At 42.2% G+C, this 20,575-nt stretch carries 16 protein-coding genes; 10 read left to right on the top strand and 6 right to left on the bottom strand.

Annotation, left to right across the window (positions count from 1 at the left end; genetic code table 11):
* The first annotated feature begins 58 nt into the window (after positions 1-58).
* Genes PV763_RS02630 through pyrF form a run of 3 tightly spaced genes read left to right on the top strand, consistent with a single transcriptional unit; the run spans position 59 to position 1,465 of the window.
* Positions 59-364, top strand: coding sequence for an integration host factor subunit beta (locus PV763_RS02630; RefSeq protein WP_004278853.1), 306 nt, complete (start codon positions 59-61; stop codon positions 362-364).
* A 24-nt stretch (positions 365-388) separates the two neighbouring features.
* Positions 389-748: a lipopolysaccharide assembly protein LapA domain-containing protein gene (locus PV763_RS02635; protein WP_004278852.1), complete on the top strand. Its 360-nt coding sequence runs from the start codon at positions 389-391 to the stop codon at positions 746-748.
* A 36-nt stretch (positions 749-784) separates the two neighbouring features.
* Positions 785-1,465 carry an orotidine-5'-phosphate decarboxylase gene (pyrF, locus tag PV763_RS02640; protein ID WP_216986153.1) on the top strand — a complete coding sequence of 227 codons (681 nt, stop codon included), beginning with the start codon at positions 785-787 and terminating at the stop codon, positions 1,463-1,465.
* A gap of 435 nt (positions 1,466-1,900) precedes the next feature.
* Here pyrF and PV763_RS02645 read toward each other — a convergent pair whose 3' ends face one another.
* Together PV763_RS02645 and PV763_RS02650 are read right to left on the bottom strand one after the other, a co-directional pair.
* A complete protein-coding gene (locus PV763_RS02645; RefSeq protein WP_216986152.1) occupies positions 1,901-2,809 on the bottom strand; it encodes a lysine exporter LysO family protein in 909 nt (302 codons plus the stop codon).
* A 68-nt stretch (positions 2,810-2,877) separates the two neighbouring features.
* The gene (locus tag PV763_RS02650) at positions 2,878-4,374 is read right to left on the bottom strand and encodes an NAD(P)/FAD-dependent oxidoreductase (protein WP_314136423.1); all 1,497 of its coding nucleotides are present in this window, start codon (positions 4,372-4,374) and stop codon (positions 2,878-2,880) included.
* 144 nt (positions 4,375-4,518) lie between these two features.
* On the opposite strand from PV763_RS02650, the gene PV763_RS02655 reads away from it, so the two are divergent.
* From PV763_RS02655 to PV763_RS02675, 5 genes are all read left to right on the top strand, one after another.
* Positions 4,519-5,526 (top strand): AraC family transcriptional regulator ligand-binding domain-containing protein, encoded by a 1,008-nt coding sequence (locus PV763_RS02655; protein WP_314136422.1) that lies wholly within the window; start codon positions 4,519-4,521, stop codon positions 5,524-5,526.
* An 84-nt stretch (positions 5,527-5,610) separates the two neighbouring features.
* Positions 5,611-6,762 carry a cell division protein ZapE gene (gene zapE, locus PV763_RS02660; RefSeq protein WP_005252217.1) on the top strand — a complete coding sequence of 384 codons (1,152 nt, stop codon included), beginning with the start codon at positions 5,611-5,613 and terminating at the stop codon, positions 6,760-6,762.
* 366 nt (positions 6,763-7,128) lie between these two features.
* Positions 7,129-9,294, top strand: coding sequence for a malate synthase G (locus tag PV763_RS02665; protein ID WP_004278846.1), 2,166 nt, complete (start codon positions 7,129-7,131; stop codon positions 9,292-9,294).
* Positions 9,295-9,422: 128 nt separating this feature from the next.
* The gene (locus PV763_RS02670; protein WP_005247307.1) at positions 9,423-10,871 is read left to right on the top strand and encodes an aldehyde dehydrogenase family protein; all 1,449 of its coding nucleotides are present in this window, start codon (positions 9,423-9,425) and stop codon (positions 10,869-10,871) included.
* A gap of 92 nt (positions 10,872-10,963) precedes the next feature.
* Positions 10,964-11,626, top strand: a complete 663-nt coding sequence (locus tag PV763_RS02675) for an SOS response-associated peptidase family protein (protein WP_071850115.1) — start codon at positions 10,964-10,966, stop codon at positions 11,624-11,626.
* Between the two features lie 78 nt (positions 11,627-11,704).
* Here the strand turns inward: PV763_RS02675 and PV763_RS02680 are convergent, their stop codons facing one another.
* Positions 11,705-12,169, bottom strand: a complete 465-nt coding sequence (locus tag PV763_RS02680) for a MarR family winged helix-turn-helix transcriptional regulator (protein ID WP_004278843.1) — start codon at positions 12,167-12,169, stop codon at positions 11,705-11,707.
* A 741-nt stretch (positions 12,170-12,910) separates the two neighbouring features.
* Here PV763_RS02680 and PV763_RS02685 point away from each other — a divergent pair.
* The gene (locus PV763_RS02685) at positions 12,911-14,434 is read left to right on the top strand and encodes a TerC family protein (RefSeq protein WP_314136417.1); all 1,524 of its coding nucleotides are present in this window, start codon (positions 12,911-12,913) and stop codon (positions 14,432-14,434) included.
* Between the two features lie 570 nt (positions 14,435-15,004).
* Here PV763_RS02685 and thiM read toward each other — a convergent pair.
* The 3 genes from thiM to PV763_RS02700 all read right to left on the bottom strand — a co-directional run bounded on the left by thiM (position 15,005) and on the right by PV763_RS02700 (position 17,464).
* On the bottom strand, positions 15,005-15,853 hold the full coding sequence (gene thiM, locus PV763_RS02690; protein WP_005263322.1) for a hydroxyethylthiazole kinase: 849 nt from the start codon (positions 15,851-15,853) through the stop codon (positions 15,005-15,007).
* Positions 15,854-15,885: 32 nt separating this feature from the next.
* Complete coding sequence (locus tag PV763_RS02695) at positions 15,886-17,046, bottom strand: hypothetical protein (protein WP_314136415.1); 1,161 nt, start codon at positions 17,044-17,046, stop codon at positions 15,886-15,888.
* Between the two features lie 160 nt (positions 17,047-17,206).
* Positions 17,207-17,464: a hypothetical protein gene (locus tag PV763_RS02700; RefSeq protein WP_005263317.1), complete on the bottom strand. Its 258-nt coding sequence runs from the start codon at positions 17,462-17,464 to the stop codon at positions 17,207-17,209.
* Positions 17,465-17,825: 361 nt separating this feature from the next.
* Between PV763_RS02700 and pepN the strand changes: the two genes are divergently transcribed.
* Entirely contained in the window at positions 17,826-20,432 is a 2,607-nt protein-coding gene (gene pepN, locus PV763_RS02705) for an aminopeptidase N (protein ID WP_253158793.1), read from the top strand.
* The last annotated feature ends 143 nt before the right edge of the window (positions 20,433-20,575 follow it).

Genomic DNA, 20,575 nt, shown 5'->3' on the forward strand with positions numbered 1-20,575 from the left:
AAACAGGTTATTATCGGGAAATAGATCCCAAGTAGCTTGATAATTAAAGAGGTCGCAGATGACTACTGAAGCACTTAATAAGTCTGACTTAATAGAGCGTATTGCGTTAAAAAATCCGCATTTGGCTGAGCCTTTAGTGGAAGAAGCAGTTAAAATTATGATCGATCAAATGATAGAAGCTTTATCAACTGACAATCGTATCGAGATTCGTGGATTTGGTAGTTTTGCATTGCATCACCGTGAACCGCGCGTAGGCCGTAACCCTAAAACTGGTAAATCTGTAGAAGTTGCTGCAAAAGCAGTTCCACACTTTAAACCAGGCAAGGCACTTCGTGACGCTGTGAACGAGTCTGCACAAAAATAATTGTAAATATTTTACGGGGTGTTCATGCGTTACGTTCTGGTCATTCTTTTATTGGTACTGTTTGGTTATTCATTAGCTTTAGTTCTGCAAAACGGTACCGAATTGTCAGTGGACTTGTTATTTACTCAAGTTCCCGCAATGCGCCTGGGATTATTACTTCTCCTCACGTTATCTTTAGGTGTCGTTTTAGGCCTCTTATTGGGCGTTCAGATCTTCCGGGTTTTTCAGACGAATTGGGAAATTAAACGACTGCGTAAAGACATTGAACATCTACGTAAGGAACAGTTGAATACAGCCAAGTTAATGGCCGCTGAAGCAGCAGCCCATACCCGGCATGAAAAAACTGTATTAGATATTACCAATGAAAATCAAAGCCCATTATAATGGGCTTATTTTTTGCCTATATGAAGGGGTAATCTCTTGAGTATCATCGTCGCACTAGATGCCAAAAGCCAATTTGATGCCTTAGCCATTGCAGAACAGCTAGATCCTGCCTTGTGTCGACTAAAAGTTGGTAAAGAGTTATTTACCCATGAAGGTCCAATCATTGTCAAAGCGCTTCAAGATAAGGGCTTTGATGTATTTCTGGATCTGAAATTTCATGATATTCCAAATACAACAGCACAGGCTGTATGCGCAGCAGCAGATTTGGGTGTATGGATGGTGAATGTACATGCCTCAGGTGGCCGTAAGATGATGGAAACCTGTGTAGAGCGTTTGCAAGCAGGTAATTATAAGACTCAGTTGATTGCCGTCACAGTTCTTACCTCAATGGGCCGTGAAGACTTAAAAGATATTGGTCTGGATATTGAGCCAAATGAGCATGTAAAACGTCTGGCACAACTGACCAAAGAGAGTGGTCTCGATGGTGTGGTGTGCTCAGCTCAAGAAGCGAAAATGTTACGTGAAACGATTGGAAAAGACTTTGCATTGGTGACACCCGGCATTCGTCCAGAAGGGTCGAATGCAGATGACCAGAAACGTATTGTGACACCGAAACAGGCAATGCTAGATGGCTCAACACATCTGGTAATTGGTCGCCCGATTACCCAGTCTAAAAATATGCGCCAAACCTTAAAAGATATTCTGGCAACGCTTTAATATGGTTTGAATGACAAAAAGCCTTTCAGTCGAAAGGCTTTTTTTATATATTGAAAAAATGGTTATAAAATAAAAAGGAAAAATGATGACTTCATCTGAACCACAATTAGAAAAAGTACAGAATGACGTGATTCAAAATATTCAACAGGCAGAACAGCTTAAGCAACAAGAATAGCAACAACAGCAGGCAAGCTCAGCAGATCGGACAGCGGGGATCGATGTGGTCAGTTTGGCATCTGATGCCATCAGTCTTGCTTCGGATGTTATTGAAACAGTAGGCGATGCCTTAAGTGATATTGATTTAAGTTTTTAGTCAGCCCTCTCGGCCTACTTGCTTGTGCTTCGTTTTAAAATTCTGCTTTTAAACTGAATCAGGGAGGAGAGTTCCTCTTTATAAAAGAGGAATTTAGTGAGATTGAGAAAGTGATAAAGTAATTAAATCGCTGCCAGTACACTCACCATGACTGGTGCTAACAGTGACAAAATAAAACCACTGACCATGGCATGTGGAATAAAATCATGCCCACAGGCCTGTTTAACCATCGGTAGAGTCACATCCATCGCAGTTGCACCCGCTGCGGAAATGGCGGATCTTGGGTATCTCCAGCCCATACAATACATGAGTAAGATGGCAAAAATTTCTCTAAAGAGGTCATTCATTAGCGCGATACTGCCGAGTTCTGCATTTCTGAGTTCTGTTACGACAACACCTGACATTGAGTAAAATCCATAGCCTTGTGACAGCATGATCAAATCTTTTAGACTGATGTCTGTATTCCAGAATGAATAAAGCATGACTGCAAATAATGAACCAAAAATACAACCAATCGGAACTAAGAGAATTTTAAAATTTAACCAGGAACGATCTAAAGGTGAATAAGCCAGATCCAGGCCAATCATGAACATAAATACCAGCAACAAATGCCAGGTGCTGATTTGCAAGGATAGATCAAACAGATTCAAGCCCGCATGTAAACAATATCCACCTGCGAGAGCCAAAAAGGCATAGCTCATATTCAGCAAGGATTTAAGTACCAGGTCGACGGAGACTCGGCCTGAACTCGGAAGATAACCTGCCCATTTAAATAGTAGATAACAAAATGCAAAAGCACCGAGCGAAGTCAGAAAGGCAATACTGATCGACGTACTTAGAATCTGTAGGGGATGCTGTAATTCATCTACCAGTTGTGAAAATTCAAAGGCAATCGCAATCAATAAAACATAGCTAAAATAGGGCAATAGCTTGAAACAGATTTTAATAATCGAAAGTGGAATTCGTTTTGCCATGGCAAAACCGAGTGCTAGACAGAATAGAAGCTGAAAGATAAGCCAAAGCGATTGCATAAGTTTAATGGATTGAAAAAATTACCTATAAATTATGCCACCGCTTGATGTCAGATGGTAAAAAGCTTTTAGGCGACTTTATTCAATAATCGATAATCTGCGGCATTTGGCTTTTTTGTTTTGAGCCAGTATTTCCAGGTATAAGTTGGCCATAAGGCAAAGTTCTTGCTGCCTTCCTGCTGATACCAGCTGACACAGCCAGATTGCCACACGGTCTTTTCAAACATGTGTTGCACCTGCTGATTAAATGTATTTTGTGCCTGATCTTTGACCATGATGGCATCGCTTTGGGATTGATCGACCAGTTGCATCAACTGCAAAATATATTCGACTTGTGCCTCAATCATAAAAATCACAGAGTTGTGCGCCAATAGGATATTTGGTCCCAGTAACTGAAACAGGTTTGGAAAGTCTTTCATGCAAATTCCATAATAACTTTCAGCGCCTTGTTTCCAGACTTCATTCAGTTCTAAGCCATGGAGCCCGGTACATTGAAAATTCTTCATATAGATGCGTGGATCGGTAATGAATCCGGTGCCATAAATCAGGCAGTCAATCGGCCGTTCTTTTCCATCTTGTGTAATGATACTGTGTTCAGTCAGTTCCTGAATCTTCTCGGTCACCAGTTCTACATTGGTACGGTTAAAAGTCGGGAAGTATTTATTCGAGACCAGAATGCGTTTACAGCCCATGATGTAGTCGGGGGTCAGTTTTTTGGCCAATTCAGGATTTTTTACCTCATATTTAATGAATAGTTCCGCCAGTTTTTGGGTGAATTTCATAATGCCAGGTTTGACAATCGGTACCACACGCGATTCATTTGACCAATACAGGCGGGCACGGTGTAGCTTTCTAAACCAGTCATATTTTTTAAAGAGCTTCTTTTCAAGATTCGGATAGGCACGTTCATCTCGGGGAATGATCCAGGCTGCAGTACGTTGCATGACATACAGATGTTTGCATTGCGGGGCAATTTCCGGAATATATTGAATGGCACTGCCACCTGTCCCGATTGAAGCAACATTTTTGTCAGTTACATCATAAGTGTGATCCCATTGCGCAGAATGAAAGACTTTACCCTGGAATTTCTCAATACCGGGAATATGTGGGATTTGGGGAATATGCAATGGCCCAGAAGCGAAGATAACGAACTGGGCTTCAAGGATACTTTGATCCTGAAGCTGTAATTGCCATAGACAGCGTTCTGCCTGGTAATGTGCTGCCAGAACTTCAGTATTTAAACGGCAAAAAGCACGCAGGTTATAATCGGTCGCCAGATCCTGAATATAAGAAAATATCTCGGGTGCTTCTGCATAACGCTTGGACCAATTGCTTTTCGGTGCAAATGACAAGGAATATAAATGTGATTGCACATCACAGGCTGCTCCAGGGTACTGATTGTCCCGCCAGGTTCCACCAAAATCGCTCCCTTTTTCCAGAATAATAAAATCATCAATACCCTGTTGCTGTAAACGTATTGCCATGGCAATACCGCCGAAACCGGCTCCAATAATGGCAACTTTGGTATGAGCGTGGGAGCGTGTGACAGTGGCATGATCTAGCATTCGTACATTCCTTGTTTATTTTAATGTTGGATATTTATCGTAATTCGCTCCTTGATGATTAGATAGAAAATTGATCTAAACGGCAATAGCCGACACATTATTTTTATAGTACAACTAGTGCAAGCACATTGTATTTGTATGGTTATGAAACGTTCTGTTCTCAGTCTGATGTATTTGATTCAAGGGATGCGTAAGGCTGGCATGCAGGTCGATCAGAAACTGCAAAACATTGGGTTGCGTGTAGATGCCTTTGATCCAAGCTCGGTGATCCATCCGAGTCTGGAACATGATGTGCTTAAGGTGGTGGGACAGGAAATCCAACCTGAACAGGGATTATTGATTGGTCAGCATTATGCCTTGGCAGGTTATGGTCCCTTACTCATGTTGCTGGTGACCAGTCCTACAGTACGCGATGCACTGAATCAGGTGATCCGTTTTCAGCAGTTGACGCATTTGACCGGTCAGTTGGCCTTGCAGCAAAGCGAGCATCATAGCGCGCTGTGTTATCGAGCAAAGCAGCAGGATGATCATTTGGGGATGCTGCTGGCACAGGCGGAGATTTCCGGAACGTTTAAGTTTATCCGGGAAATTTACAAATTGATGGGCTTATCCAAACCTGATTTGCGGATCGAGTTGCCATTTGCCTATCCAGAAGATCTGAATACCTTAAAGGTCTATCATGATTATTATGGAACACAGGTACAGTTTGATGCATCTCGGGCAGCATTCTGGTTTGATGAAGCAGTGTTGGATATTAAAATTCCTTCTGCAGATGCGGTCACTTTTGCCGTCTATGAAGCCAAATGTCTGGCTGAACTGGAGCGTTTGCAACAGGATGAGCAGACGCCGACTGTGGTGCAGCGTGTGCAGGATTATCTGGAAATCCAAAGCGGCCTGATGCCGAGCATGGCTGAAACGGCACAGGCGTTGAATATTCCGGAAAGAACCTTGCGGCATCAGTTACAGCAGTGTGATACCAGTTATAAGCAGATTCGCGAAGAAATTATTAAAGATAAGGCTTTGCGACTGATTGAATATAAACAGTATTCGATTGAAATGATTGCAGAATTATTAGGCTATTCCGAGCCGGCCGCTTTTAACCATGCCTTTAAACGCTGGTTTGGGCAAAGTCCTCGGCAATATATAAAATAGCCTAAGTTAGTTTATGCCAAAGTGTTATAGCGTGTTGATTAAACTCCGCTATAATTAAATTGATCCCAAATAGTACGAAATTCTATGTCCGATTTTAATTCACAGCACAGCACCGCTTTTAGTCCGATTTCTCCTGCAGAACGTTATGCGCAAGCGATCTCTTCAGGACAGTTTATGCCTGATGAAGCACAGGCAATGGCAGTACATGAACTGAATCGTGTCTGGCTGGAATTGATTCAGCGTTTTAAGGCATCAAAAAAAGCATTTCGCCGCTTTCGCCGTCAGACGTCTCCGAAAGGCGTCTATATGTGGGGTGGAGTAGGGCGTGGCAAAACTTGGTTGATGGATCAGTTTTACGATTCGATTCCGTTTCGTCGTAAAACCCGGATGCATTTTCATCATTTTATGCAGCATGTGCATCGTGAGTTAAACAAATTATCCGGACAGCGTAATCCGCTAGATATCGTGGCGGATCGAATTTATAAAGAAGCGGTCATCATCTGTTTTGATGAATTTTTTGTGTCTAACGTGACGGATGCAATGATCCTGAGCGATCTGTTCCAGAAGCTGTTTGAACGTGGTATCACCTTGGTCGCTACTTCGAATATCGCACCGGACGGTTTATATAAGAACGGCATTCACCGTGACCGTTTTATGCCTACCATCGAACTGGTCAAGAAAAACTGTGTGGTCTTAAATGTCGATGCCGGAGTCGATTACCGTCTACGGGTTTTGAAACAGGCACAACTGTTTAAATTCCCGTTAACACATGATCATAAAAACTGGATTGCTCAACGTTTTAGCGCTTTGACCCAGACTCAGACCTGTTCTGAAGAGCCAATTATTATCAACAACCGTATTGTTGAAACCGTGTCACATACTGAAGATGTATTGTGGTGTGAATTTTCTGAACTGTGTTTAAAGCCACGCAGTCCGGCTGATTTTATTGAAATCGCCAATATTTATAATACGGTTTTGGTGAGTAATGTACCGCATCTGACCGATTTCCTGAATGATGGAACGCGCCGTTTTATTTATCTGGTCGATGAATTTTATGACCGTGGCGTCAAGTTACTCTTAACCTCAGAAGATAATATCGTGGATATTTATCAAGGTGAAAAACTGGCCTTTGAAATTGAACGGACCCGTTCCCGTTTGCTGGAAATGCAGTCGGATGAATACCTGAATTCTGAACATCGCCAGATTGAGAAAATCGCCTCCGTGAACGGAGAGTAAGAATAAAAGCGCTGGTTATTTACTGGCGCTTTTTTTATAAAAATAGGTACTTAAATTATCGACAAGCCTGATCAAACATGGCTTAATCTTGATCTAAATATGATCGTGTATAACTAGAATGCATAATTTTTACTCGAAAATCTGAACTTAAGTCTAATTTCTACATTTCGAAAACTTTATACACTGTCATTAGGGTATTTAGCAGAATGATATCTATTTGTAACTGAGAAATATCAAATATGTTTATGAGGGTATTCATATTGGAAAAAATGCTCAGTATTTAGCAATGTGATAATACTATTCAGCTAGATTTTAATCGGTATACTAGAATCTCTTGTATAAAAAGTAGCAATATCAGGAAAGACAATGACTGCACGTATTCAAAAAGGCAAGTTAGCGATTGCTAAAGAACTTTACGATTTCATCGAAAATGAAGCACTACCAGGTTCTGGTTTAGACAGCGAAACATACTGGAAAAACTTTGAACAAGTCGTTGTTGATCTTAGCCCTAAAAATAAAGCACTTTTGGCTAAGCGTGATGACATTCAGGCGAAAATTGATGAATGGCACCGCAATAACACATTTGAATTACAAGCTTACAAAGCTTTCTTGACTGAAATTGGCTACTTGTTACCAGAAGTAGAAGATTTTCAAATCAGCACTGAAAATGTAGATGAAGAAATTGCAATACTGGCAGGTCCACAGTTGGTGGTACCAGTACGTAATGCACGTTACTGCTTGAACGCTGCAAACGCACGTTGGGGTTCTTTGTACGATGCACTTTATGGCTTCGATGTCATCTCTGAAGAAGATGGCGCGGAAAAAGGCAAAGGCTATAACCCGAAACGTGGTGAAAAAGTTGTCGCATTTGCAAAGAATTTCCTCGACGAAACTTTCCCATTGGCACAAGGTTCGCATGCAGATGCAACTCAATACGCAGTTGAAGCTAATGCACTGGTTGTTACCCTAAAAGACGGTTCAAAAACAACTGTGGCAGATGCAGCTAAATTCGTTGGCTACAATGGCGAAGCTTCAGCACCGACTGAAATCGTATTTAAAAATAATGGCCTGCACGCTATTGTGCAAATTGATGCCAGCAGCCCGATTGGCCAAACTGATGCCGCTGGTGTAAAAGATGTAGTTCTTGAAGCTGCGGTTACGACCATTCAGGACTTGGAAGACTCGATTGCAGCTGTTGATGCTGAAGAGAAAGTAGAAGGCTACCGTAACTGGTTAGGCCTGATGAAAGGTACTTTAGAAGAGTCTATTGAGAAAAACGGTAAAACTGTTACCCGTAAACTGAATGAAGACCGTACTTTCAAAAATGTAGAAGGTGGTGAAACTAAAGTTCACGGCCGTTCATTGATGTTGCTGCGTAATGTTGGTCATTTAATGACAAACCCTGCGATTCTGGTAGATGGCGCAGAAATCTATGAAGGCATCATGGATGCATTGGTTACGCCATTGTTGTCTTTTGCAGACATCAAAGGTGAAAACACGATCAAGAACTCGCGTCAAGGTTCAATGTATATCGTTAAGCCGAAAATGCATGGTCCTGAAGAAGTGGCATTTGCCGTTGAATTGTTTGAACGTGCAGAACAGGCACTAGGCTTACCTGCAAAAACTTTAAAAATCGGGATTATGGATGAAGAACGCCGTACTTCTGTGAACTTGAAGAACTGTATTGCACAAGCCAAAGATCGTACCATCTTCATCAATACAGGTTTCATGGACCGTACCGGTGATGAAATCCATACCTTTATGGAAGCTGGTCCATTCGTTCGTAAAGGCGAAGTAAAAGGCCAAATCTGGTTCCCGGCTTATGAAAACCGTAACGTGATGATCGGTCTGCAAGCAGGTTTACGTGGCAAAGCACAAATCGGTAAAGGCATGTGGCCAAAGCCAGACATGCTGCTTGACATGTACAAAACCAAAACTGAACATCCTGAAGCAGGTGCGAGCTGTGCATGGGTTCCATCACCTACAGGTGCGGTGATTCACGCGATTCACTATCATCAAATTAATGTTGCAGACCGTCAGCAAGAACTATTGTCGACTCAGCCTTTATCTCTAGATGATTTGTTGACACCGCCATTGGCGAAAGACACTAACTGGTCAGAAGAAGAAAAAACCAAAGAACTCGAAAATAACTGTCAAGGTATTTTAGGTTATGTGGTTCGCTGGGTAGATTTGGGTGTAGGTTGTTCTAAAGTTCCAGACATCAATGATGTCGGTTTAATGGAAGACCGTGCGACTTTACGTATTTCTTCACAACATGTTGCGAACTGGTTGCGTCACGGTATCGTAAGTCGTGAACAGGTAGAAGAAGTCATGCAACGTATGGCGAAAATTGTGGATGAGCAAAATGCCAATGATCCACTGTATACGCCAATGTCTGCTGACTTTGCCAACAATATTGCATTCCAGGCAGCATCTGACCTGATCTTTAAAGGTGGTGAGCAGCCATCAGGTTATACCGAGCCGCTTCTACATGCAGCGCGTTTAAAGTTAAAAGGTTATACAGGTGATTAATCCTGTCTAGCTTAAAAAAGCCTCTTCGGAGGCTTTTTTATTGTCTAATGGTAAGCCGCTGTCGTTCTGACTAGAAATTTTCCAGCCGAACTTTTAAAGTGGGGCAAAGCATGCGAGGAAACAATAAAATGACAACGGTATATCAAAATTTAGACCAGCAGTTTATTCATGGTCAGTGGCAAGCCGGTACTTCAACCAGAACAATAAAAAATATCAACCCCTATACCCAGAGCGAAATTTTTAGTATGCCAGCTGCCAGTTCTGTCGATGTCGACAGTGCTTATACCGCAGCAGAGCAGGCTTTCCAGCAGGGGGGCTTGAAATCCATTGAAGTACGTAAAACAGTGCTGCAAAATTTAATCGCGATCATTCAGCAGCGTCGGGACGAAATCATTGACTGGCTCATTATTGAATCAGGCAGTACGCGCATTAAAGCCGGCGTTGAGGTGGATGCTGCTCTGGGCATCATTCAGGAAAGTCTGGCTTTTCCAGACTGGATCCAAACAGAACAGCTGGAAAGTAAGGATCCGGCACGTAAAAGTATGGTTTTGCGCAAGCCCTTAGGCGTGATTGCTGTCATTAGTCCATGGAACTTTCCATTTCATTTATCCTTACGTTCAGTGGCAACTGCAATTGCCTGTGGTAATACCGTTGTGCTGAAGCCAGCCAGTGATACACCAGTGACTGGCGGCACCTTAATCGGTAAATTATTTGAAGAGGCAGGTTTGCCTGCAGGTGCACTGAATATTGTTGCCGGGGCTGGTAGTGAAATCGGGGATTATTTTGTTGAGCATTCAGTGCCGAAAATGATTTCATTTACCGGTTCGACTGAAGTGGGGAAAAGTGTCGGCAGTAAAGCCTTGGCCAGTTCCCGAATCAAGCGTCTGGCACTCGAACTGGGTGGCAATGCACCTTTGGTCATTCTGGATGATGCCGATCTTGATCTTGCGGTTGAACTAACGCTGATGGGGCGTTTTATGCATCAGGGACAAATTTGCATGAGTACCAATCGGGTCATTGTTGATACCTCTATTCATGATGCTTACGTAGATAAGCTTCTGGATCGGATCAAAATGATTCCGGTGGGTGATCCAAATCTGGAAGATACCGTGATCGGTCCGATCATTAACCAGAGTCAGGTTGAAAAGCATCAACAGATCATTCAAACAGGCAGTGAGCAGAGCGCGCAACTGGTGTATGAAGGAGGAATTGAAGGGAATCTGGTCTATCCACATATTTTTATTGATGTCGCGGAAGATTCCGATCTGGCGCAGCAAGAAAGCTTCGGTCCAATTTTACCTATCTTAAAAGCCCGGGATGAAGCACATGCTTTAAATTTGGCCAATGCGACCGAGTTTGGTTTATCCAGCGCAGTATGTACTTCAAACATCGAGCGAGGCACTGCTTTTGCCGCACAACTGGATATTGGTATGACGCATATTAATGGTATTAGTGTTGCAGATCAGTCAAATGCACCCTTTGGCGGCGAGAAAAATTCAGGATTGGGTCGTTTTAATGGCCGCTGGATTTTTGAGGAATTTACCCGGACACATTGGTTGACTGTCCCGAATTCATAACAGTCAACGCGCCTAAAACTATAGAAATACGACAGGCTTCGACTTGGCATCACGGTATAATCTGATGGTCGAATGATTTACATATATGAACCATGTGCGCCAATTTTAAGCCTTTAACCTTAGAGCAGTTGCATAATCTGGGATTGCCAGAAATTCCTTTTGAATATCCAGAGGAGGTCTATCCCAATTATGCTACACCGCTTTTATTTCATTCAGCTCAAGGACTGGAATGGCGTTCTGTGAATTTTGGACTCATTCCGAAATGGGCAGAAGACAAAACTATAGGCACCAAGACCTATAACGCCAGAAATGAAACCTTACTGCAAAAGCCCACTTTTGCTGAGGCCACTGCCAAATGTCATTTTGGCGTCATTCCGGTATCGGAATTTTATGAGTCCAAATATTTTGACAATAAACCGCAGCGTTGGGGTGTAAGACGTAAAGATGGTCAGGCGACTTTTATTGCAGCTGTGTATGAGATTGCTCGGGTACAAGGTGAAATTGTACGCTCTGCCAGTATGATTACCATGGATGCAATTGACCATCCCATGATGAAGGAGTTTCATGAGCCGGGTAATATCAAACGCTCGGTTATTGTGATTCCACAGCAGCGACTGCAAGAATGGCTAACGCTAAGGCATCCGGATATTCGTAGCTTTGTAGAGGGCTTTCCGGTAGAAGAGTTTGAATGTTCACATGTACCAAAAGAAAAAATCAAAAAAGTCAGTCCACAACTGAACTTTTTTGATTTTTAGAAAGCTCTGGCGAATTATTTATTATTGTAAAGTATGCGCCAATTCGCCAGCGTCTATTTAAAATAAAAAGTAGGTCTCTTAACGAGCTAAATTTTTGAAAATATGACGTAAACTTTCCATGGTTTTTTCAATTTGCAAAGGCGTCAGGCCTTCAAATGACTGTTCCAGTACCACATTTGTCAGATCATTGATCTTATGCGTCATTTGCATGCCTTTGTCGGTCAAAAATACTCGGGTAATCCGTGCGTCATCCTCACATGAATAGGTTTCAACCAGACCTTCGTCTTTTAAGCGGTAGACAATTTTAGTCGTGGTCGACATTTTAGAAACAACCATCTCTGACAAATCAGAAACACTGGCATGCGGTTTGGCTTTTAGTGCAAGAAGGATGCGGCGGCGGGAATTGTCAACACCATACTTTTTTAGTGCATGATCGACATTAACGACGTATTGAGCATGAACCTGAGTTACCCAATAATATGGAAAGTTTTCTAAATTAAATTCTTCCGTACACGGCAAAAATTTTGCATATTTCTTAGTCATGAAATGTTCCTTGTATTTATTTTTCTAGGGCCCTTTCATTTTATGAAAAAGTTTATGCATATTTCAACCTTTATTTTAAAAATGTTAAAGCGCTAACACTTTTAGTTTTGCTTAACATCCCAAGGAGTTGATCAGTTCTGCATGTGGGCCTTATCTGGCGCGGAGACTGTTCTTTAAAATCGGATGAAAGGCGATAATATTTTGTATAAATTTAATTCCTCATTATGTATTTCGTGAGTAGAAATGTTTTCCAAGACTTTTTATTGTTCTTAAGCAGCCTGTCTCAATAGGTTTTAATGCAAATAATTGTATTTCAATAAATTAATCGATTTAAGAAATATAGGGTGATTGAGTGGTTTTAGTCAATATAGTAAATGATTATTTACAGCTATATTTTTAAGTGATTGTTCTTTTAATAAAAAAATAGTTTATGCTCTAATCTTTAAGTGACCTTAAAAGTAATGGTCTAATCAAACTAAATTCTGTTTATTTTTAATTCAATTCGAATAAATGATGTAGAAAAAATTAAAATTAATCAGCTTCAGCATCAATCAGTTGATCATAAAAGTCTCAATAAAATCATGATCATGTAATTTTTTTGTAAATTAATACATTACAAAATACTCAGTTTATGCATAATGGAATAGTCTTAAGTTGCATAGGTTAAATTTTAATGGATCCCTCGCCGTGCGTTGATCTTCCATCTCTATTTCTAGCTTACTCGAACGGGGTCATTCTCTAATGGAATTTTTATTAGATCCCGGAATCTGGGTAGGTTTAATTACTCTTATTATTCTTGAAATTGTTTTAGGTATTGATAACCTAGTCTTCATTGCCATTCTGGCTGAAAAACTTCCTCCTGAACAACGCGATAAAGCACGTGTTATTGGTTTGTCTCTCGCATTATTCATGCGTCTAGGCCTGTTATTTGCCATTGCCTGGTTGGTCACTTTGACACAACCATTGATTACTGTGTTTAACTGGACCTTCTCTGGTCGGGACCTGATCTTGTTATTTGGTGGCTTGTTCCTGGTGTATAAGGCCGTTACTGAGCTGCATGAAAAGATTGAAGGTAAACCTGAAGTCACAGTGTCTACCAATGTGGTATATGCAAGTTTCACTGCTGTTGTTGCACAGATTGTTGTTTTAGATGCTGTTTTTTCTTTAGATTCAGTAATTACCGCCATTGGTATGGTCGACAACATTTATGTCATGATGGCTGCAATGATTGTTGCAATGGGCGTGATGCTACTGGCATCGAAACCATTGACCAACTTTGTGAACCGCCATCCAACCGTGGTGATTCTGTGTTTAAGCTTCCTACTTTTGATTGGTATCAGTCTAATTGCAGAAGGTTTTGGTTTCCATATTCCTAAAGGCTATATCTATTCAGGTATTGGTGTTGCGATCATAATTGAAGCATTTAACCAGTTTGGTCAGCGTAATGCTGCTAAACATGAATCTAAGATTCCTTTGCGTCATCGTACGGCTGACTCGATCCTGAAGTTAATGGGTGGCAAGCTAGAGACGACCGACAGTCAAAATAATCAGGCACAAGAAACCTTTGCAGATGAAGAACGCTATATGATTGGTGGGGTGCTTACCCTTGCAGAGCGTTCAGTCGCTTCGATCATGACGCCGCGCGGTCAGATTTCATGGGTTGATCTGGAAGATAGCCCAGAACAGATCCGTGAAAAAATTCTGTCTGTTCCACACAGTCTGTTCCCGGTATGTCGCGGTAGCCTAGATAAGGTGATTAGCGTAGTACGTGCCAAAGAATTACTGGATGTACTGGAAGAGCCGGAAGAATTAAAAGCACTGATCAAACGTCATCGTCCAATTTATATCTTTGAAAAGATGAAGGTTATTGATGCAATCAATACCTTGCGTACTTCTAAAGGTTCTTTGGTCTTGGTCAGTGATGAGTTTGGTAATGTGCAGGGTCTGATTTCACCGCTAGATGTGTTTGAAGCAATTGCTGGTGAATTCCCGGATGCTGATGAGCAGCTAGATCTAGTTAAAATCGATGATACACACTGGATCGCATCGGGCATGTTAGATCTTTATCAGCTTGAGCTGGAACTTGGCATGATTGATCTGATTGATGAAGATGCGGGTTATATCAGTGTTGCGGGTTTGATTCTGGATAAAACCAACAGTACGGTTGAAGTTGGCACCGAGTTAAATTATCAGGGTGTACAGTTCAAAGTCACTGAAATTGAAAGCAATCGTATCAAGTCGGTCAGCATTCATTACGCAGGTTAAACAGGTGTTTTAAACACTTTGTTTGTTCAAATCTTAAAAGTCAGTTGCTTTGGTGACAGCTGGCTTTTTTAATGCATATTTATAAAGCTGATTCATTGAAATGAAAGTTAGCTCATTGTTTGAACGGATTTTTATCAGTCTATTCATACTATTAGTCATGTTCCCGATTGAGCTGAATATCCGGGTATTGTGCTGAGATTTTGAAACCGAAAAAGTCAAATCAGCAATCAAAAGTAAGCATGATCAGGCTTCAAATATTGATTCATGTAACCTGTTAATCAAAACTTAAAGGTCATGTTTAAATACCGACAAAAAATTGAACTACAATTCACATGAACTAGATTTGCATGATGCAAACAGATCTTAAGTAAAATGGAAACCGTTTGTATGAAAATCATTAGATAAGTTGTATGAAGCCTGCTCAATCCGGAATAGAATTACTCAAAAATGATCTCCGAAAGAGCTAGACAGAACATTTCTAAGGAGATCAATAGAGCAAATGAGCAGGATCAATCTAAATAGGGGCGTTCACCTATTTAAGCCTAAACACCCCGTAAAGCAGCCAATAAACTAAATGAATTCCGGCAGAATTTTGAAGCTGGCATATTGTCGGATTGTTTCAGTATTAAGCTGATGGATTTCATCTAGAAAGGCGACATTAAAACTGCCTAACTGTTGTGCGCGTTCGAATGCCAATTGTCCGGCAATGGCAAAATGTACATGTGCCGTTAATGCAGCGAGGGTTGGAGAGGTCACCGCACTATAGGCAGCAATCAGTGCACCGAGTGCACATCCCATTGCCGTGATTCGGGGCTGTAAAGCAGAACCACCTGACACCTGTATCACAGGATAGTCTCTAGAAATAATGTAATCGGATTCACCGGAGATCGCGATACATTCACAATCATCCAGCAAAGTTTGCGCCTGTAAATAAACATCTGCGCTGTCTACCGTGCTGTCTACACCCTTGGACTCAATCTGCTTACCGGCCAAAGCGCCAATTTCAGAAGCATTGCCTCGTAAAATCGTAGGTTGGGAATGCATCAACTGATCTACGATGCCAGAACGCCAGTGCAGAACTGTTCCATAACCGACCGGATCAAGCACCCACGGTTTTTGCAATTGATGTGCAGTTTTCGCAGCAATCTGCATCGCCTGAACCTGCTCTGTCGTCGGTGTACCCAGATTCAGACTGATTGCTGCTGCAATCTTGGCAAAACTTTCAGCTTCAAACGGATTGTCGATCATGGCCGGAGACGCATGTGCAGCCAGTACAACATTGGCGACATAATTGCTGGCCACGGTATTGGTCATGATATGTACCAAGGGCTGCTGTTGCTGTAGCTTTAACCAGGCCTCACAGATCTGATCTAGAAGCGTTTGCTGTAGTGCTTGCGTAGAAGTCGTCATAATGATCATTTATAAAAGTGGAAGATAAGTTGTCTATTCGGTCAGCGGGTAAAATAATGGTCTTGATGCTTGCAGCTACGACAGAACAGGCTGACATAGTCACTGGCATCATAATCTACCGACAGTTCCTGTGAGCCGCAGTGCATACAACGTTTCTGGGAATAAAATTTCAGGCGGGGTTCGATCTTGTGCCACGAACGCCACACTGGCTGGAAGAAGATATTTTCATCATAGCCCAGAAAACGATAAAACAGGATTTCGCTCATCTTGCTGAATGCCAGTTGCGATGGACGTGGCAGGGTAGAGGTTTCCCATTTTTCTGTCACTGAACGTTCGCGATACTGCTGCAAGGTTTTATTCAGCAGATTGGTATTAATAAAGTTTTCATTGCGTGGCTTAAGGGCTTTTTGTTTGTACAGATATTCAAGTCCCGTTTGTACCAGATAATAAATCTGGCCCACAGCCAGTACATCCAAAAGACGATAGCAAAAAGTCTGAAAGCCCTGATTTCCGGCAATCTGCACATTCCAGCTACGGCAATAGAATTGGGCAAACTGAATGATTTCTTCATACAGCAGGCAATAGAGTGCATCTTTGACTTCATCTGCACTTTTAAAGGGCACACCCTGACTCAGGTTTTGATAAAACCAATTGCGCAGCTGCTGGGTAATGCTGAACAGGGTCGGTTCAGAATAGCCATCCAGTCGGACATTAATATAATAATGCTGATTTTCCTGCTGGAGATCTTTGGGAATCAGAACCTGATCCCTGATCAGGCTTTTCACCAGACCATGTTGGAACAGATAGTTGGGACTGATGGAGTAATATCGAATTTGATGCCAGTCAATATATTCGCGGTGCTGGCTATATTCCTGAACCTGCTCATCCAGAATCGCGAGTAAAAACAGTTTATTAATAAAACTGAGCTGATTTAGCTCAAGAACCGGTCGATCCTGTTTTTTATGATATTGACGATTTTCCTGTAAACGGACTTCCTTGAGCATGCGTTTACGCTGCGCCAGACATCGTTCACAATAACAATTGTGTTTTTGATCAGAATAAAGCTGATGCTGGCAATGGCTGCATTCATGATAGCTCAGTTCCTGATCATATTGCTCTGCCTCAATCCAATACATCGATGCCTTACACAGCGGGCAGTGGGTACTTTCATCAAGCTGTTTTTGCAGAACACTGAATACCATGGTCGCGGGCAACTCTAGAATGGACGGGCATTTGATTATACACGGCTGATGAGATGCAAACGTAGTGGACTGGTGCAATTTTTCTAAATCAAAAATAGTCACCCAAACAGAAGAAGAGCTACCGAAGTAGCTCTGATTTTAAAACATGAAATGATGCTTTTTAAACCGGGCAGGGTAATGTGTCGTCCTCCTCGCCGCGATGTTTAGCATGAATTAAGGCCTGAACCTTTTTAGAGGGCACTTTTTTGGCACCGAGTGCATCGTAGCTGTTGAGAATGGCAGTTACTTCATGGGCCTGAAGTGGAATTCCTTCACAGCTCATCAACAGTGCAATCACTTTATGGTCAATATTGGCCTGATCCAGGGTCTGCAAAGTTTTGATATTTTCGATCCGTACAACATGCTGTTTTAAATACATGGCTCACCTCATCATCGTTATCATTATTCTTTCATTGGAAGTGTGGAAAAACACAGTTTAACTGTAGCAAGAAGTGTGCTCATTTTTTAATCAGAATTTATGCGGTACTCTGCAAATAAAATTATATATTTTTAAATCAGTAATTTATTAAAATGTAAGAAATTATGATCCTGACTATTTTTATGGCATAGATATTTCTTATGTAGAGCCGGGTGCTGCTCAATTAGGCAGAATGCATTGAAAGTGGTGCACGAAATGCCCATATTAGATCTAACAATACAAATGCACAGACAGCGTTTCAAACTTGGCGTATGATTTTGACATGAACAATGTCGAACACGATAAAAGATTAGGACAGGACATGAATATTGCGGCAAACCCGGTGATCGAAGCGGATCAAACCATTTATTTAAAAGACTATCAAAAACCTTCCTTTGTTGTTGATTCCATCGACCTGAATATTCAAGTCTACAGTGACCACAGTCTGGTCAGCAGCAAGCTGGAGATGCAGCGTCAGACTGCTGGCGATCTGGTTTTGCTTGGCCGCGATCTGGAACTGCAATCGATCCGGTTAAATGGTCAAACCCTGAATGCAACTGACTACAGTCTTGATGCTGAACAACTGGTCATTGCCAATGCGCCTGATCAAGTGTCGCTTGAAATTGTGGTTAAAATCCATCCTGAAAGTAATACTATGCTGGAAGGTTTATATCAGGCCAGTTCAGATCTGTTTGTGACCCAAAATGAACCAGAAGGGTTCCGTAAAATTACTTTCTATCCAGACCGTCCTGATGTGTTGTCGGTCTTTACCACACGTGTAGAGGCAGACAAGAAATATCCGGTCTTGCTCGCAAATGGTAACCTGCTAGAAACCGGTGAAGTGGATGAAAATCGTCACTATGCCGTGTGGCAGGATCCGACCAAGAAACCGAGCTATTTGTTCGCCTGTGTCATTGGTGACTTGGCAGTGATGAAAGATTCCTATGTCACATCGGAAGGCCGCAATGTAGCTCTGGAAATCTACGCAGAAGAAAAAGATATTCCAAAATGCAAGATCGCCATGGAAGCGCTCAAACATTCTATGCGCTGGGATGAAGAGCATTATGGTCTGCCTTATGATCTGAATAATTACATGATTGTGGCGACCAGTGCATTCAACATGGGTGCCATGGAAAATAAAGGTCTGAATATCTTCAATACTTCATGCGTGCTAGCCGATGAAGAGTACACCACTGATGCCGCCATCATGCGGGTGCAGTCAGTCATTGCCCATGAATATTTTCATAACTGGACCGGTAACCGGATTACCTGTCGTGACTGGTTCCAGCTGTGTTTGAAAGAAGGCCTGACTGTATTCCGTGACCAGTCTTTTTCGGAAGATTTACAGTCGGCTGCGGTACAACGTATTGATGATGTAGCAGTTCTGAAAGCACATCAGTTCCCGGAAGATTCAGGGCCGCTATCACATCCGCCGCGTCCAGATCATTTTGTAGAAATTAACAACTTCTATACTGCCACTGTTTATGAAAAAGGGGCTGAAATTAACCGCATGATGGCGACCTTGCTCGGTAAGGAAAAATTCCGTCAAGGAACCGATGAATATTTCCGCCGTCATGATGGTCAGGCGGTAACGGTTGAAGACTGGGTGGCCGCGCTTACAGCAGGTTCAGGTGTAGATCTATCTAACTTCCTGACCTGGTATAACCAGCCGGGTACACCCAAACTTCAAGCAAAAGCTGAATATGATGTAGAGACGCAAATCTATCGCCTCAGCTTTAAGCAAAGCCTGAAAATGCATGCCAAATATCCAAATCTGAAAGCCGTACCCATTCCAGTCGCTTTGGCATTGTTTGATGCTGAAAGCGGTGAGCAGCTAACGCTGAACTCTGAGGCACTCTTTGAAAATGGCGTCAAAGATGGCGTGTATCTGTTTGATCAGGATGAAGCCACGATTGAATTTAGCGGTGTGACAGCAAAACCGGTGGTATCCTTGCTGCGTAATTTCTCTGCACCGGTGAATCTGGACTTTGACTATTCAGAAAAAGAACTGGCTTTCCTGTTGCAATACGAGACCAATGGTTTTAACCAGTGGCAAGCAACTCAGACCTTACTCGAGCGTATCTTGCTGGATGACCAGCCTGCAGAAATTTATATCGAGGCTATGCTCAATACCTTGCCGGATGTGATTGAGAAAGATCCGCTGTTGGCATCACGTTTGTTTGATGTACCATCGGAAGGTTATTTGGGTAGCCGTATTGATCAGGATTATCAGCCAGCCATGATTCAGGAAAAGCGTGAGGCTTTGCTGCATACCTTGGCCCGTGCCTTTGGGGAAACAGCGAAAGAAACTTATCTCAATCTGGATCCTGATCTGCAATCTGAGTTTTCGCAAGCAATGGGTGTGCGCGCCTTAAGAAATATCATGCTGACAATGATTGCCCGTCAGGGAGATGCATTTGCCTTTGATTTAGCCTATGAGCAATATCACACGGGCAATATGTCTGAACGTTTGGGTGCGCTGAAAGTCTTGGTCTGGAATGATGCACCACAAGCAGAAGAAGCTTTGGCAGATTTCTATAGCCGCTTTGAAGATGAGGCCTTGTCTTTAGACCAATGGTTTATGGTTCAGGCAGCGCATCCAAAAGCAACGGACGAAACCATTGCGTATCTGACCCAGCATCCGGATTATGATCTGGCGGTGCCTAACCGTATCCGTGCAGTGAGTGGTGGTCTGAATGCCAACCCGGTCAATACCTGGAGCTTTGGTGTGCAGCATTTTATTGGACTGGCAAAATATCTGGACGAGAAAAACCCGATTGTAGGTTCACGTTTGCTACAGGTATTGTCACGCTGGTATACCTTGGCAGAACCGCAACGCAGTGAAGTAAAAGCACAGCTTGAAACCTTAAAGCCACTGGTTAAATCTAAAAATGTGTCTGAGACACTCAATAGTATGCTCAGCGTATAACATCAATATTCATAAAAAACCGGATCGACCTGATCCGGTTTTTTATTTCCTGTGTATTTCAAACGCTGGCTTTAAATACAGTTGAATTTCTCTAAAGGCCTAGGTAAGTACCAAAGGGTGTTACAGTATGATTATACGGAAAA

It is taken from the genome of Acinetobacter sp. AS5, from assembly GCF_048957595.1.
GTDB lineage: Bacteria > Pseudomonadota > Gammaproteobacteria > Pseudomonadales > Moraxellaceae > Acinetobacter.